The sequence below is a fragment of the Sulfitobacter sp. G5_S2_6_S6 genome, assembly GCF_054968505.1.
Genome location: NZ_JBQKUI010000001.1, coordinates 178,180 through 192,721, shown reverse-complemented (window position 1 = coordinate 192,721; position 14,542 = coordinate 178,180). Strand labels below are relative to the sequence as shown.

General features: G+C 61.7%; 13 protein-coding genes. All 13 read left to right on the top strand.

What is annotated here, in order from left to right; all coding sequences use genetic code 11:
- The first annotated feature begins 6 nt into the window (after positions 1-6).
- The 13 genes from ACTRWK_RS00855 to ACTRWK_RS00795 all read left to right on the top strand — a co-directional run bounded on the left by ACTRWK_RS00855 (position 7) and on the right by ACTRWK_RS00795 (position 14,542).
- Positions 7-258: a DUF2484 family protein gene (locus ACTRWK_RS00855; protein WP_462843754.1), complete on the top strand. Its 252-nt coding sequence runs from the start codon at positions 7-9 to the stop codon at positions 256-258.
- Positions 255-515, top strand: coding sequence for a DUF2484 family protein (locus tag ACTRWK_RS00850; protein ID WP_037944515.1), 261 nt, complete (start codon positions 255-257; stop codon positions 513-515). Before ACTRWK_RS00855 ends, ACTRWK_RS00850 begins: the two co-directional genes overlap by 4 nt.
- On the top strand, positions 512-793 hold the full coding sequence (locus tag ACTRWK_RS00845) for a hypothetical protein (RefSeq protein ID WP_009824920.1): 282 nt from the start codon (positions 512-514) through the stop codon (positions 791-793). Before ACTRWK_RS00850 ends, ACTRWK_RS00845 begins: the two co-directional genes overlap by 4 nt.
- Before the next feature lie 68 nt (positions 794-861).
- Complete coding sequence (murB, locus tag ACTRWK_RS00840) at positions 862-1,791, top strand: UDP-N-acetylmuramate dehydrogenase (RefSeq protein WP_462843753.1); 930 nt, start codon at positions 862-864, stop codon at positions 1,789-1,791.
- Positions 1,792-1,880: 89 nt separating this feature from the next.
- Positions 1,881-2,801, top strand: a complete 921-nt coding sequence (locus tag ACTRWK_RS00835; RefSeq protein WP_074634488.1) for a D-alanine--D-alanine ligase — start codon at positions 1,881-1,883, stop codon at positions 2,799-2,801.
- On the top strand, positions 2,789-3,676 hold the full coding sequence (locus ACTRWK_RS00830; protein ID WP_005854115.1) for a cell division protein FtsQ/DivIB: 888 nt from the start codon (positions 2,789-2,791) through the stop codon (positions 3,674-3,676). Before ACTRWK_RS00835 ends, ACTRWK_RS00830 begins: the two co-directional genes overlap by 13 nt.
- Before the next feature lie 4 nt (positions 3,677-3,680).
- Positions 3,681-5,015, top strand: a complete 1,335-nt coding sequence (gene ftsA / locus ACTRWK_RS00825) for a cell division protein FtsA (RefSeq protein ID WP_037944512.1) — start codon at positions 3,681-3,683, stop codon at positions 5,013-5,015.
- Between the two features lie 172 nt (positions 5,016-5,187).
- Complete coding sequence (gene ftsZ / locus ACTRWK_RS00820) at positions 5,188-6,816, top strand: cell division protein FtsZ (RefSeq protein WP_289081285.1); 1,629 nt, start codon at positions 5,188-5,190, stop codon at positions 6,814-6,816.
- Between the two features lie 349 nt (positions 6,817-7,165).
- On the top strand, positions 7,166-8,089 hold the full coding sequence (gene lpxC, locus ACTRWK_RS00815; protein WP_132997309.1) for a UDP-3-O-acyl-N-acetylglucosamine deacetylase: 924 nt from the start codon (positions 7,166-7,168) through the stop codon (positions 8,087-8,089).
- Positions 8,090-8,300: 211 nt separating this feature from the next.
- Entirely contained in the window at positions 8,301-9,173 is an 873-nt protein-coding gene (locus ACTRWK_RS00810; RefSeq protein WP_005854107.1) for an outer membrane protein assembly factor BamD, read from the top strand.
- A gap of 38 nt (positions 9,174-9,211) precedes the next feature.
- A complete protein-coding gene (gene recN / locus ACTRWK_RS00805) occupies positions 9,212-10,873 on the top strand; it encodes a DNA repair protein RecN (protein WP_289081286.1) in 1,662 nt (553 codons plus the stop codon).
- Between the two features lie 79 nt (positions 10,874-10,952).
- Positions 10,953-12,638 (top strand): chloride channel protein, encoded by a 1,686-nt coding sequence (locus ACTRWK_RS00800; RefSeq protein ID WP_005854103.1) that lies wholly within the window; start codon positions 10,953-10,955, stop codon positions 12,636-12,638.
- A gap of 143 nt (positions 12,639-12,781) precedes the next feature.
- Positions 12,782-14,542, top strand: a complete 1,761-nt coding sequence (locus ACTRWK_RS00795; RefSeq protein ID WP_462843752.1) for a calcium-binding protein — start codon at positions 12,782-12,784, stop codon at positions 14,540-14,542.

Sequence of the window (14,542 nt, the reverse complement as noted above, 5' to 3'; positions counted from 1 at the left end):
CCGGTCATGACCTTGCTTTGGGCTTGCATCCTGTGGGTCTTTTGCTCGGCCACGGTGGCGACGCTGCCCATGCGTCGGCAATATATTCCCGGTGTGATCCTGCTGATCGCCGCACCGGTGCTGATCATCCTGATCGGTCTTCAGGTGGGCTGGCTCTATAGTCTGCTTGCTCTTGCTGCCTTTGTGTCCATGTTCCGCAATCCCTTGCGCTTTTTGCTGGCCAAGCTGCGCGGACAAAACCCGGAGGTTCCAAAATGAGTATATCACTGGTTCTTGCCTGTTTTTGGGCGGTCGTTGCCAATGTGTTGGCGATGACGCCCAGTTCTGACCAGCATTGGCGCAGCGCCTATGTGCTGATTGCCGTCGGCATCCCCGTTCTGGGGTTTGTCACCATGCAGCATGGCCCTTGGGTCGGGATGCTGGTGTTCGCGGGCGGGTGTTCGGTGTTGCGCTGGCCGGTGATCTATCTGATGCGCTGGCTGCGCGGTGCCGCTGTGCGGAATGCCGCAAAGTGAATCTGACGCTGGTGATCCTGATCAGCATCCTCGTGGTGTGGATGCTTGCCGCGGGCTGGTGCGGTCTGATGCGCCGGTATGGCGGCTTTGTGCTGGTCCTGCTGGCAGGGCTCGCGCTGAACTGGGCGTGGATGATCTGGGGCCTTGGCGCGAAACCGCTGGAGCGTCCGGTATTCATGGCGCAAGCTGCTGCCACGGGCTATGCGGTTTGCGCGTTTCTTGCAGGATGGCTGGCCGGCCGTATCACGCGCGAGCTGCGGGCGAACCGGCCTGATTGATTGGGCGGTTTTTGGCGCGCTTCGGGCTCATGTGGAAAATTGACCTCCCTCCCAAAGCGGGCTAGGCGATGGGCATGACAGATATTTCCTTTCCCGACATGCGCGGTAAGCTGACGCAAAACCGCCCCTTGGCTGATCTGACCTGGCTGCGCGTGGGCGGCCCTGCTGACTATTTCTACCAGCCTGCCGATGCGGATGATCTGGCAGCTTTCATGAAGGCGCTGCCCGCCGATGTCGTGGTCATGCCGATGGGGGTCGGGTCGAATGTGATCGTGCGCGACGGCGGCTTGCGCGCTGTGGTGATCCGGCTGGGGCGCGGGTTCAACACCATCAGTTGCGAGGATGGAATCGTCACCGCAGGTGCCGCGGCGCTGGACGCCCATGTCGCGCGCAAGGCAGCGGATGCGGGGCTGGACCTGACCTTCCTGCGCACAATCCCGGGTAGCATTGGCGGCGCGGTACGGATGAACGCGGGCTGCTATGGTGCCTATACTGCTGATTATTTCATCAGCGCAGACGCGATCACCCGCACAGGCGAACAGGTCACGCTTGGGCCGGACGATCTGCAATTTGCCTATCGCCAGACCGCTTTGCCAGAGGGATATGTCATCACCGCTGCCCGTTTCGCGCCCCCCAAAGGCGAGGCGCAAGCGCTGCACGCCCGGATGGAGGACCAGCTGCGCAAACGGGACGAAACCCAACCCACCAAGGACCGCAGCGCGGGGTCGACGTTCCGCAATCCGGCGGGGTTTTCCAGCACAGGGCAGGCGGATGACCGCCACGATCTGAAGGCGTGGAAGGTCATTGACGACGCCGGTTTGCGCGGTGCCACCTTGGGTGGCGCGCAGATGAGCCCGAAACACCCCAACTTCCTGATCAATACGGGTTCCGCGACGGCAGCAGACCTTGAAGCATTGGGTGAATTGGTGCGAAAAAAGGTTTACGATTCCAGCGGGATTACGCTAGAGTGGGAAATTATGCGGATCGGCGAAAAATAAACGTTCGAGCGTCATGATTTAGGGCCTGCAAAAGGCCCGGAACAGAATGAATAAGGGTCGCAACAGGCCCGTTTAAAAAGGCAGATTGAGTGGGATTGTCGAGCAGGACACCCCCGAGAGTTGCAGTATTGTTGGGTGGCCCCTCGGCGGAACGCGAGGTGTCTCTGTCAACAGGGCGCGCCTGCGCAGCGGCTTTGCGGGACCGGAGTTTCGAAGTCATCGAGGTCGATTGCGGCCCCGACCTTTGTGCCGATCTGGGCGCTGCTCAACCCGATGTCGTTCTGAATTGTCTGCATGGCCGCTGGGGTGAAGACGGCTGCGTGCAGGGTTTGCTGGAATGGATGGGCCTGCCCTACACACACTCCGGCGTGCTGGCCTCTGCCCTTGCGATGGACAAGCAGCGCAGCAAAGAAGTTTTTCGTGCCGCGGGTTTGCCTGTTGTGGAAAGCTTGATCGTGTCGGCGGCGACGGTGCGGGGATCCCATGTGATGGACCCGCCCTATGTGGTCAAGCCGAACAACGAAGGGTCATCCGTCGGTGTCTACCTTGTCGAGATTGAAAACAACGGCCCGCCACAGTTGGATGATGCCATGCCCGCCGAGGTCATGGTCGAGAAATTTATCCCCGGTCGCGAACTGACCACCACCGTGATGGGCGAACGTGCGCTGACCGTGACCGACATCCACACGACGGGCTGGTATGATTACGACGCCAAGTACAAGGCGGGCGGGTCGACCCATGTGGTCCCTGCCGATATCCCGCACGAGATTTTTGAACTCTGCATGGATTACGCCCTGCGGGCGCATAACGCGCTTGGTTGTCGCGGTGTCAGTCGCACGGATTTCCGTTGGGATGAAAGCAAGGGGGCAGCGGGGCTGTTCCTGCTGGAAACCAACACCCAGCCCGGCATGACCCCCACGTCGCTGTCGCCCGAACAGGCGCAGGCGGTTGGCATTTCCTTTGGCGAGCTCTGCGCCTGGATGGTCGAGGACGCGTCATGCAATCGTTGATCAAACGCGTCAAACCCGCCAAGCCGGCCAAGGCAGATCCCGCACCGTCACGTTGGGCGTGGCGCATGCAGCGTTTGATGCTGACGCCGACGTTCCGTTTCGGGCTGCGCGTCGGGGTGCCGTTCTGCTTGGCCTTGGCTGCGGGGACAATCTATCTGTCGGACGAAGCAAGGCGCGGCCAGTTGGCCGATGTCTATGCCAATGCCCGCACCAGCATCCAGCAGCGCCCCGAATTCATGGTCAAGCTGATGGCGATTGATGGTGTCGAAGGCGTTTTGGCCGCCGACGTGCGTGCTGCTGTGCCTGTCGAATTTCCAACCAGTTCCTTTGATCTTGATCTGCCTGCATTGCGGCAGGCGATCACCGATCTTCCCGGCGTCAAGCAGGCGTCGCTGCGGGTGAAGCCGGGCGGCGTGTTGCAGGTGTCGGTACAGCCACGGGTGCCGGTCGCCGTTTGGCGTAGCCAGGACGGGCTGCTGCTGATCGACGCCGAGGGCAGCCCCATCGGCCAGCTTGCTTCGCGTGGCGATCGCACGGACCTGCCCTTGGTGGTAGGCGAGGCGGCGAACCAGCGCGTGAGCGAAGCGCTTGAATTGATCCGCACGGCGGCTCCGTTGGGGGAGCGGCTGCGCGGCTTGGTGCGCATGGGAGAGCGGCGATGGGACGTCGTTCTTGACCGTGAACAGCGTATCTTGCTGCCCGAAACCCAGGCCGTTCAGGCGCTGGAGCGGGTGATCGCGCTGGAAGGCGCACAGGATGTGCTGGCCCGCGACGTTGCGCGGGTAGACATGCGGTTGGCCCAACGGCCCACCGTGCAAATGAACAAGGACGCCACACAAGAATTGTGGCGCATCAGGCAGATTTCGGGACAGTGAAAAGATGATGGACCTATACGATAGTCAGCGATCCATGCGCCACATGCGTAAGCTTGCGATGCAACGCGGCGTGGTGGCTATTCTGGATGTGGGCACGTCAAAGATCGCCTGCCTGGTGCTGCGGTTTGACGGCACGGGCCGCGTCTCTGAAGAGGGCGAAATCGGGTCGCTCGCGGGGCAATCCGGTTTTCGCGTGATCGGGGCTGCGACCACGCGGTCGCGCGGGGTTCGCTTTGGCGAGATCTGCGCCATGCAGGAAACCGAACGCGCTGTGCGTACCGCGCTGCAGGCGGCGCAGAAAATGGCGAACATCCGTGTGGATCACGTGATCGCCTGTTTCTCGGGGGCTGAACCGCGCAGCTACGGTCTGGATGCGGCGCTGGATCTGGAAGGGCAGGTCGTGTCCGAGCAGGATGTCGCGCAGGTTCTGGCCAATTGCGACGTGCCCGAATACGGCGAGGGCCGTGAAGTGCTGCATGCGCAGCCGGTGAACTTTGCGCTGGATAACCGGTCGGGCCTGTCCGATCCTCGCGGCCAATTGGGCAATACCCTGTCGGTCGATATGCATATGCTGACCGTGGACGCGGCGGCGGTCCAACACCTTGCCCATTGCATCAAACGCTGTGACCTCGAACTGGCGGGCGTTGCGTCTTCGGCCTATGTCTCGGGGATTTCATCGCTGGTCGAGGACGAACAGGAGCTTGGCGCCGCCTGTATCGATCTTGGCGGCGGGTCGACCTCTGTTTCGATCTTCATTCGCAAACACATGATCTATGCCGACAGCGTGCGCATGGGCGGGGATCACATCACCTCTGACATCTCTATGGGGTTGCAGGTGCCGACGGCCAATGCTGAACGGATCAAGACCTTCTATGGCGGGGTGCATGCGACAGGCATGGACGACCGCGAGATGATCGATATCGGTGGCGATACCGGGGATTACGAGCACGACCGTCGCACCGTGAGCCGTGCCGAGCTGATCGGCATCATGCGCCCCCGTGTCGAAGAAATTCTGGAAGAAGTCCGCGCCCGTCTGGATGCCGCGGGCTTTGACCACCTGCCAAGCCAGCAGATCGTGCTGACCGGTGGCGGCAGTCAGATTCCGGGCCTTGATGGTCTGGCAAGCAAGATTTTGGGCCAGCAGGTCCGCTTGGGCCGCCCGCTGCGCGTGCATGGCCTGCCGCAAGCCGCAACCGGTCCGGGTTTCGCCTCTGCTGTCGGGTTGGCGCTGTTTGCCGCGCACCCGCAGGACGAGTGGTGGGACTTTGACATTCCCGCCGACCGCTACCCATCCCGGTCGTTGAAGCGCGCTGTCAAGTGGTTCCGCGACAACTGGTAACCCCCAGATGCGGTGCGCGCGTCGAAATCATGAGAAAACCGGCAAAAAAACGCCCATATAATGTGTCAAAACCGTGTTTTCTAGGTGACGCATGGGCGTTCTCCCTATACAATAAGGGGGATTGCACAAAAAATGCTCCGTAAGCGAGCTAAACAATACAGGCGGATGGCTCATGACCCTTAATCTTTCAATGCCCGGACAGGGCGACCTGAAACCCCGCATCACAGTGTTTGGTGTTGGCGGGGCAGGCGGCAACGCCGTGAACAACATGATCGAGAAAGAGCTCGACGGTGTTGATTTCGTGGTTGCCAACACAGACGCGCAAGCGTTGCAGCAAGCCAAAGCGGAAAGCCGCGTTCAGCTGGGCATCAAAGTGACCGAAGGTCTGGGTGCGGGCGCGCGGGCCTCTGTCGGTGCAGCCGCTGCCGAAGAAAGCATTGAACAGATTGTTGACCACCTGGCCGGCGCGCACATGTGCTTTATCACCGCCGGTATGGGCGGGGGCACCGGGACAGGGGCCGCGCCGATCATCGCGCAGGCTGCGCGTGAACTGGGTGTTCTGACCGTTGGTGTTGTGACCAAACCGTTCCAGTTTGAAGGCATCAAGCGGATGCGTCAGGCTGAAGACGGTATCGAGGCGCTGCAAAAGGTCGTCGATACACTGATCATCATTCCCAACCAGAACCTGTTCCGTCTGGCGAATGAAAAAACCACCTTTACCGAAGCATTCTCCATGGCGGATGACGTGCTGTACCAAGGTGTCAAAGGCGTCACGGATCTGATGGTCCGCCCCGGCCTGATCAACCTCGACTTTGCGGACGTGCGCGCCGTGATGGACGAGATGGGCAAAGCGATGATGGGTACCGGCGAGGCAGAGGGCGAAGATCGCGCCATCCAGGCCGCCGAGAAGGCCATCGCGAACCCGCTGCTGGACGAAATCAGCCTGCGCGGTGCCAAGGGCGTTCTGATCAACATCACCGGCGGTCACGACCTGACCCTGTTCGAACTGGACGAAGCGGCGAACCGTATCCGCGAAGAAGTCGACCCAGACGCGAACATCATTGTTGGTTCCACGCTCGACACCGAACTTGGTGGCGTGATGCGCGTGAGCGTTGTTGCCACTGGGATCGATGCGGTTGACGTCAACACCGAGATGCCCGTGCCGCGCCGCTCCATGTCGCAGCCATTGCCTGCCAAAGCGCCAGAGGTTGAACAAGCCCCCGCCGCCGAAGCACCTGCACCCGTTGCCGCACAGGCCGAGTACGAAGAAGAGCCACAGCAGCAGCTGTTCAAGGAAGAAGCCGCGGTCAACCACAGCGGTTTCTCTGACACATCCTATGAAGACGAAGCGTCGGACGCTGATGATCTGCCACCCCCCGCCTACCGTCCCGAGGTTGCGTCCTTCCAGCCGCGCCGCGAAGAGGTGAATGTCGACGCGCAAGAGCAAGAGGCGTTTGTCGCGCCACGCGCCCCTGCACCCGGCACCCCATCGCCCGAAGCACTGGCCCGTCTGCGCGCCGCCGCGCAAAAAGCGTCGCCAAGCCAGCAGCAACAGCGTCAGCCGCAGCAGCAGCGTCAACAACCCGCCGCGGAGCAGGGCGAGAAGCGCTTTGGCATCAACTCGTTGATCAACCGCATGACCGGTCACGGTGAGGCGGAAACACAGCAGCAGCGTCCCGCACGTCAGCAGCCGCCGGTTCAGACCCGCGCGACCTCTGCCGCGCCACAGCCGCGCGACGTTCAGGACGAAGATCAAGAGCGGATCGAAATTCCCGCCTTCCTGCGTCGTCAGGCGAACTAAGCTTACCTAAGACGTCCTCGTAAACGTCCGAAAGGCCACCCTTAGGGGTGGTCTTTTTCGTTAGCGCCACAACTTTAAGCGTGCTGCGGTGCAGCAATTGGGGTGTGCGGGTCGATAACATTCGTTGAAATATTGCTGTTATATGTTCACTCTTCGCCGTCATTTCAGGGATGATCGGTAGCCTGAAATATATATATAACAATGGCTTATTGGGGATATGCGCACGTTAACGCCCAATTGTGACAGTGATGTTTCAGACGGTAGCAATGATTGAATTGAGCATTAGGAACGGCCCCGTTAGGACAGAGTTCAACTTAGACAGATGATCTTTGGACAGTGAGTATTGACCGTGCAGACAACCATTAAGACAGCGATCAGCTTTAGCGGCACCGGCCTTCATTCCGGCCGTCCTGCAACTGTGACGATCCGTCCGGCTGGCGCGCATCACGGTATCTGGTTCTCGCGCAGTGACGTGGATGTGGGCGATCGCCTGATCCCCGCCCGTTGGGACGCGGTGAATCGCTCGCCTCTCTGCACCAAGCTGGAAAATGCGGCGGGTCTGCAAATCTCTACTGTTGAACACCTGATGGCCGCACTGGCCGGTTGTGGCATCCACAACGCGCTGGTCGAGATTGACGGCCCCGAAGTGCCGATCCTCGACGGCTCTGCCGCGCCCTTCGTGCGTGGTATCATGCAGCGCGGTGTTCGCGTGCTCGCGGCCCCTGTGCGCGCTTTCGAAGTAATGAAAACGGTCACCGTGACAGATGGAGAAGCCTCGGCCACCATCGCACCGGCAGACACCCTGAAGATCGACTTTGTCATCGATTTCGCCGATGCCGCCATTGGCCATCAGGAAAAGTCGCTGGTCATGAACAACGGCAGCTTCGCCCGCGAACTTTGCGACAGCCGGACCTTCTGCCGTCAGGCGGATGTCGACGCGATGCAGGCGAACGGTCTGGCATTGGGCGGTCACGCTGGTGAAAATGCTGTCGTCTTCGACGGCGACCAAGTGCTGAGCCCCGGTGGTCTGCGTCACGCGGATGAACCCGTACGCCACAAGATGCTGGATGCTTTGGGGGATCTGGCGCTGGCCGGTGCACCGCTGATCGGCCATTACACCGGCGTGCGCGCCGGCCACAGCCTGACCAATACGCTGCTGCGGGCGCTGTTCGCGACCCCCGGTGCCGTGCGCATGGTTGAATGTGACGCGCAAATGGCGTCGCGTCTGCCCGGCTTTGGTCTTGAGTGGGACGAAATCCCCGCCGTTGCCTGAAAGCGGTAACGCGATGTCGCAGGGCAGGGCGTTAACGACGGTTGAAACTCCGGTGGGGCTTGGGTAATCCTTTGTTTATGATTTGGCCCGTCGACAGCCGCCCTTGCAGGGGACTGCCGAATGGTCGTTTTGTTGCGCGAAACCTTGTGCTAGTCACGGGCAAAGGCGTATCGTGAAACGTGACGCAGAGTTTAAAGCGAGGGTGAAACGCATGACGGGTACGATGTCGCGCAAGCGGGTGGTCGGTGCGGTGCTTTTGGCGGGCGTTCTTGGCGCGTGCGGTGGTGCTCAGGACACGGGTCGGACGACCAACAGCTTCTTCAACCCTCAGGAAATTCCGCTTGAAACATACTCGGCCGAGCAGATTTACGAGCGTGGCGAATTTGAACTGAACCGCAAACGCCCTGCTGAAGCCGCTGAATATTTCTCCGAGATCGAACGCCTGTACCCCTATTCCGAATGGGCCAAGCGGGCGCTGATCATGCAGGCTTTCGCCTATCATCAGGATCAGGATTACCCCAATAGCCGCTCTGCCGCGCAGCGCTATATTGATTTCTTCCCCGATGATGATGACGCGTCCTATGCAAGCTACCTTCTCGCGCTAAGCTATTACGACCAGATCGACGAAGTTGGCCGCGACCAAGGGCTGACCTTTCAGGCGCTGCAAGCGCTGCGTCGCGTGATCGAGGATTATCCAGACAGCGAATATGCGCGGTCTTCCGTGCTGAAATTCGATCTGGCCTTTGACCATCTGGCGGGCAAGGAAATGGAAGTGGGGCGCTATTATCTGCGTCGCAAACACTATACCGCGTCGATCAACCGCTTCCGCGTCGTGGTCGAGGATTTCCAGACAACCACCCACACCGCCGAGGCGCTGCACCGTCTGGTAGAGGCGTATCTGTCGCTGGGTCTCACGGACGAGGCGCAGACCGCAGGTGCCATTCTGGGGCACAACTACCAGTCCACCGAATGGTACGAGGCAAGCTATAAGCTGCTGACCGGTCAGGGTCTTGAAATGAAGTCCTTCGGCGATAACTGGTTGACCGCGATCTACCGCCAAACGATCAAGGGCGAATGGATCTGACCCAAGCGCCTTTTGACGGCCCACACGGATAGTGACCCATGCTACGCGGCCTAGATATTTCGGATATGCTGATCATCGACCGGCTGGAACTTGCGTTTCAGCCGGGTTTGAACGTTCTGACCGGCGAAACCGGGGCGGGTAAATCGATCTTGCTCGATAGTCTCGGGTTTGTACTGGGCTGGCGCGGGCGCGCCGATCTGGTGCGTCAGGGCGCGTCTCAGGGCGAGGTCACGGCGTGGTTCGACCTGCCCGAAGGTCACGCCGCCCACGCGGTGCTGGAAGAGGCGGGCCTGCCCGGCGGGGGCGAACTGATCTTGCGCCGTATCAACGGGTCTGACGGGCGCAAAACGGCTTGGGTCAATGACCGCCGCTGCTCGGGCGAGGTGCTGCGCGCGCTGTCGGAAACGCTGGTCGAATTGCACGGCCAGCATGATGACCGCGGGTTGCTTGACCCTAAGGGCCACCGCGCCATTCTGGATGAATTCGCGGGCACCGCCCCGCTGCGCGACAAGGTGCGTCAGGCGTGGTCTGCCTTGGCTGCTGCGCGCAAGGCAGCCAAACAGGCCGCCGCCGAGCGCGAGGCGATTGCCGCCGAAGAAGAATACCTGCGCCACGCCGTGGCAGAGCTGGACAAGCTGGGCCCGCAAGCGGGCGAGGAAGAACAGCTCGACGCGCGCCGGCGCCTGATGCAAAGCGCCGAAAAGATCCGCAGCGATGTGGTCAACGCCTACGAGATGATGGGGCAGGGCGGGGCCGAGACACAGCTGGGCGACGCCCTGCGCTGGCTCGACGGGGTGGCCCATAAAGCCGACGGCGCGCTAGAGGCCCCGATGGCCGCGCTTTCCCGTGCGATGGTCGAATTGGACGAGGCGATGGAAGGCGTGGTCGCCGCCATCGACACCATGTCGTTCAACCCGATCGAGCTGGAAGAAACCGAAGAGCGCCTCTTTGCGATCCGCGCCATGGCCCGCAAGCACGAGGTGCTGGCCGACGATCTGGCGGGCTTTGCCGAGACGCTGCGCGGCAAGCTGGACGCGCTGGACGCAGGCGAGGCCGCACAGGCGGGCCTGGAGAAAGCCGTGCGCGACGCCCAAGCCGCCTATGATGCCGCAGCCGACGCCCTGACCGACGCGCGCCGCAAGAAAGCGGGCAAGCTGGACAAGGCCGTCGCGGCAGAGCTTGCCCCGCTCAAGATGGAGCGCGCGGTTTTTGCCACGCAGATCACCGAGGAAACGCCCGGACCGGAAGGCCGCGATGCGGTGTCCTTTACCGTGGCCACCAACCCCGGCGCGCCTGCGGGCCCACTTGGCAAGATCGCATCGGGCGGGGAGCTCAGCCGCTTTCTGCTCGCGCTCAAGGTCTGTCTGGCCAAGGGGCAAACCGGCCTGACGATGATCTTTGACGAAATCGACCGGGGTGTCGGCGGTGCGACTGCCGATGCGGTGGGGCGTCGTCTGGCGGCGCTGTCGCAGGGCGGGCAGGTGCTTGTTGTCACCCACTCCCCCCAGGTCGCCGCTTTGGGCGCGCATCACTGGCGTGTGTCCAAGGCCGTGTCCAAGGGCATGACCCTATCGACCGTTACGCCGCTGTCAGCGCCGGAACGCGTGGACGAGGTTGCGCGGATGCTGGCTGGGGATACGATTACCGAGGCCGCACGCGCCGCCGCGCGCGAGCTTTTGGGCGAAGAATTCGCCAGCTAGCGGCACAGTCTTGATTGCAGGGGTTTTAACGCAGGCAGCTCTGTCCTAGACATGGGTAAACCCTGACAGCAAAGCCGCCATGCCTTTGAAACCGCGCCCCTTTCTGAACCAGCAGTATGACACGTTGTGCAACCATGCGCGTTTGGGGTGGGATGTGTTGCGTGAAAAAGGGCCGGGCAAGGTCACCTTCTGGTTCATCGCGCTTGCAATCGGCATCTCGGCAGGCTTTGCCGCGCTGTTTTTTCGCAAAGGGATCAACGCACTACAGGCGTTTCTTTATGGCACCGAAGATGTGCAGCACCTGCATAGTTTTATCGGCAGCCTTGACTGGTATTGGGTCGTTCTGATCCCCACCATCGGCGGGCTGACCGTGGGGCTGATCTTGCATAATTTCACCCGAGATGCCCGTGTGCGCAGCGTCGGCGATGTGATCCTTGGCGCGGCATTGCATGAAGGTCGGGTGGAAACACGGGCCGGTATTGCGTCGGCGCTGGCCTCGCTGATCACGCTGAGCACCGGCGGATCCTCAGGGCGAGAAGGGCCGGTGGTCCACCTTGCGGGCGTGATCTCGACCCTGGTGAGCCGCCGGATCAATGCCAGCGGTATTACCGGTCGTGACCTGCTGGGCTGCGCCGTTGCGGCGGCCGTCTCTGCCAGCTTCAATGCCCCGATCGCAGGGGCGCTTTTCGCGCTCGAGATCGTGCTGCGCCACTTTGCCGTGCACGCCTTTGCCCCCATCGTGATCGCGTCGGCCGCGGGCACTGTAATCAACCGGTTGGAATTCGGCGGTCTGACCGAATTTGCCCTGCCCACCGTGGGCGATATGTCCTTCTATGCCGAGCTGCCCGCCTTCCTGCTGCTGGGGCTGACCTGCGGCGTGGTGGCAGTGTTTCTCATGCGCGGTATCTTCTGGGCCGAGGATTTCGGCAACTTCATACAGGCCCGCAGCAAGCTGCCGCGTTACTTGCGCCCTGCCGTGGCAGGGGCAATCCTTGGCGTGATTGCACTATGGTTCCCGCATATCATCGGCGTCGGATACGAGACGACGACCCGCGCGTTAAGCGGTGATATGATCCTGCACGAAGCCGTTGTCTTTGCCGTGCTCAAGATCATCGCGGTGTCGATCACTCTCGGCGGGCGGATGGGCGGCGGGGTGTTTTCGCCCTCGCTGATGTTGGGGGCGCTGACGGGGCTGGCCTTCGGGTTGATTGCCACGGGCGTCTTTCCCACGATGTCGGGGGCCACGTCGCTTTATGCGCTGGCGGGCATGGGCGCGGTGGCAGCTGCCGTGCTGGGGGCGCCGATCTCTACCACCTTGATTGTATTCGAACTGACCGGAGACTGGCAGACAGGTCTGGCGGTGATGGTCGCTGTGAGCATGTCGACCGCGCTTGCCTCGCGTCTGGTGCACCGCAGCTTTTTCCTGACGCAGATGGAACGCCGCGGTATCCACCTTGCCGCCGGTCCTCAGGCCTATCTGCTGGGCATGTTCATGGTCGGCCGCATCATGCGCCGCCCCGACGACCTGCGCGCTGCGAACGAAGAAACCTGCTGGGATCTGATCGGCGAGGGTACCTATATCGACGGCACCGCCACGCTTGAGGCCGCGATGCCGATTTTCGAGCAGACCGGCGCGGCGTTTATTCCCGTGGTCACGCTCAAGCCCGAATCGCCGCCCGAACTGCTGGGCGCGCTGTTCCATGTGGATGCGCTTAAGGCCTATAACCGCGCCCTGGCCGAGACAGCGGCCGAGGAACACTCCTGATTGTCGCTTCATACGCGACAGTAGGTGCGGCAGGGCTGAACTGTCCTAAATATTGAAATGTGTCTGAAATGCGGCGGTAATTTGTCTTTCTTGCGTTCCTCAGCGTAAGCTACACTCTGGGTATAGCTTAGGGGGATTTGAACATGCTTGGATTGACTTTACTACCAGCGCTCGCGCTTTTGGGATTTGCGGGATTGATTGGCAGCGACAGCGATGACGACGATACCAATGACGACATGCAAGACGTGGCAGAGCCCGAGGTGACAGACCCGCAGATCGCCACGCAGCAGGGCACCAACGGCCCTGATCTGGTCACGGGCACGGGCGCGGATGATGACATCGACGCGTTTGGCGGTGACGACACGGTAAACGGCTTTGGCGGCGATGACACGGTGCAGGGCGGCGCGGGCAATGACCTGCTGAACCTTGGCGGTGGCGACAATCTTGGCAATGGCGAAGAGGGGCGCGATACCGTCAACGGCGGGCCGGGTGCCGACACATTGCTGGGCGGGAACGGTGCCGACAGTCTTTCAGGCTTCGGGGGCACCGATGACCTGTCCGGCGGGCAGGGCAGCGATATGCTGCGCGGTGGTCTGGGTGATGATCTGCTCAACGGGAACAACGGCAGCGATACGCTTGATGGCGGTGCCGATAACGACACCCTGATCGGCGGTAGCGGCGACGACAGCCTTGGCGGCTTTGGCGGTGCAGATTCCCTCGTGGGCGGGCTCGGGTCCGACAATCTGGATGGCGGGGCCGATAATGATACGCTTTTGGGCGGCGGGCTGATGGACACGCTCTTTGGCGGTTCCGGCGATGACGTGCTGCGCGGTGGCACCAACAACGATCTGGTCAACGGCGGGTCCGGCGAAGACGACGCCCAGGGCAACTTTGGCGCGGATACCGTGCTGGGGGGGCGCGGCAATGACACGCTAAGCGGTGGCGAAGGCTTTGACTACATCGAAGGGAACGACGGCGACGACATCCTGATGGGCAACGAAGGCAACGACGGGCTCAGCGGCGGGCAGGGCAATGACACGCTGATGGGCGGGGTTGGCAGCGATACGCTGAGCGGGTTGGCGGGCGATGATATGCTCGACGGGCAGGGCGGCAACGACCTGCTCAACGGCAACATCGGGAACGACACGTTGATGGGGGGCGGGTTGAACGACACGCTGAATGGCAATGGCGGCGACGATGTGATCAGCGGCGGCACCCAAAGCGATCTGATCAACGGCGGCAGTGGCAATGATGCGCTGTCTGGCGACGCAGGTGCTGATACGATCAACGCAGGCCCCGGCAATGACACGCTTTCCGGCGGCGAGGGGCCGGACAAGCTGGCGGGCAACAGGGGCGACGACCTGATTGATGGCGACGCTGGCAATGACGCGCTGTTCGGCGGCATGGGTGACGACACGTTGAACGGCGGGGCGGGGAATGACTTTTTGATCTCGGGGCTGGGGACCGACAGTATCGACGGCGGTGCCGGTGACGATGTGATCCGCGCGTTCGACTTCAACCTCGACGGCAATGTGTCGGGCGATACCGATACGCTGGCAGATGTCGTGCTGGGGGGCGATGGCAACGACACCATCAGCGCCAACGACGGCGATACTGTGACAGGGGGCGAAGGGGCCGATGTGATCAATGCCATCGGCTATGATCAAGTGGGCAAAGCCCCGGTCATCGTGACCGACTTTAATCTCGCCGAAGACGGGCTGTACCTGCAGGAAACCCAAGGCTCGCCTGCTCAATTTGCCCCCGGTGACGGGATGTTCGAAATCCGCGCCGCGGCCAATGGCACCGACAGTGAACTTGTGGTCAACGGCAATGTCGTGGTGATCGTGCAAAACACCAGCGCCGCCGATCTCAGCGCGGACACAAGCTGGCTGCTGAACGCATAA

Excerpts from the sequence above, each read along its gene's own strand:
- ACTRWK_RS00855 (WP_462843754.1), top strand. The coding sequence starts at position 7 with ATGACCTTGCTTTGGGCTTGCATCCTGTGGGTCTTTTGCTCGGCCACG.
- ACTRWK_RS00850 (WP_037944515.1), top strand. The coding sequence starts at position 255 with ATGAGTATATCACTGGTTCTTGCCTGTTTTTGGGCGGTCGTTGCCAAT.
- murB (WP_462843753.1), top strand. The coding sequence starts at position 862 with ATGGGCATGACAGATATTTCCTTTCCCGACATGCGCGGTAAGCTGACG.
- ACTRWK_RS00830 (WP_005854115.1), top strand. The coding sequence starts at position 2,789 with ATGCAATCGTTGATCAAACGCGTCAAACCCGCCAAGCCGGCCAAGGCA.
- ftsA (WP_037944512.1), top strand. The coding sequence starts at position 3,681 with ATGATGGACCTATACGATAGTCAGCGATCCATGCGCCACATGCGTAAG.
- ftsZ (WP_289081285.1), top strand. The coding sequence starts at position 5,188 with ATGACCCTTAATCTTTCAATGCCCGGACAGGGCGACCTGAAACCCCGC.
- ACTRWK_RS00810 (WP_005854107.1), top strand. The coding sequence starts at position 8,301 with ATGACGGGTACGATGTCGCGCAAGCGGGTGGTCGGTGCGGTGCTTTTG.
- recN (WP_289081286.1), top strand. The coding sequence starts at position 9,212 with ATGCTACGCGGCCTAGATATTTCGGATATGCTGATCATCGACCGGCTG.
- ACTRWK_RS00800 (WP_005854103.1), top strand. The coding sequence starts at position 10,953 with ATGCCTTTGAAACCGCGCCCCTTTCTGAACCAGCAGTATGACACGTTG.
- ACTRWK_RS00795 (WP_462843752.1), top strand. The coding sequence starts at position 12,782 with ATGCTTGGATTGACTTTACTACCAGCGCTCGCGCTTTTGGGATTTGCG.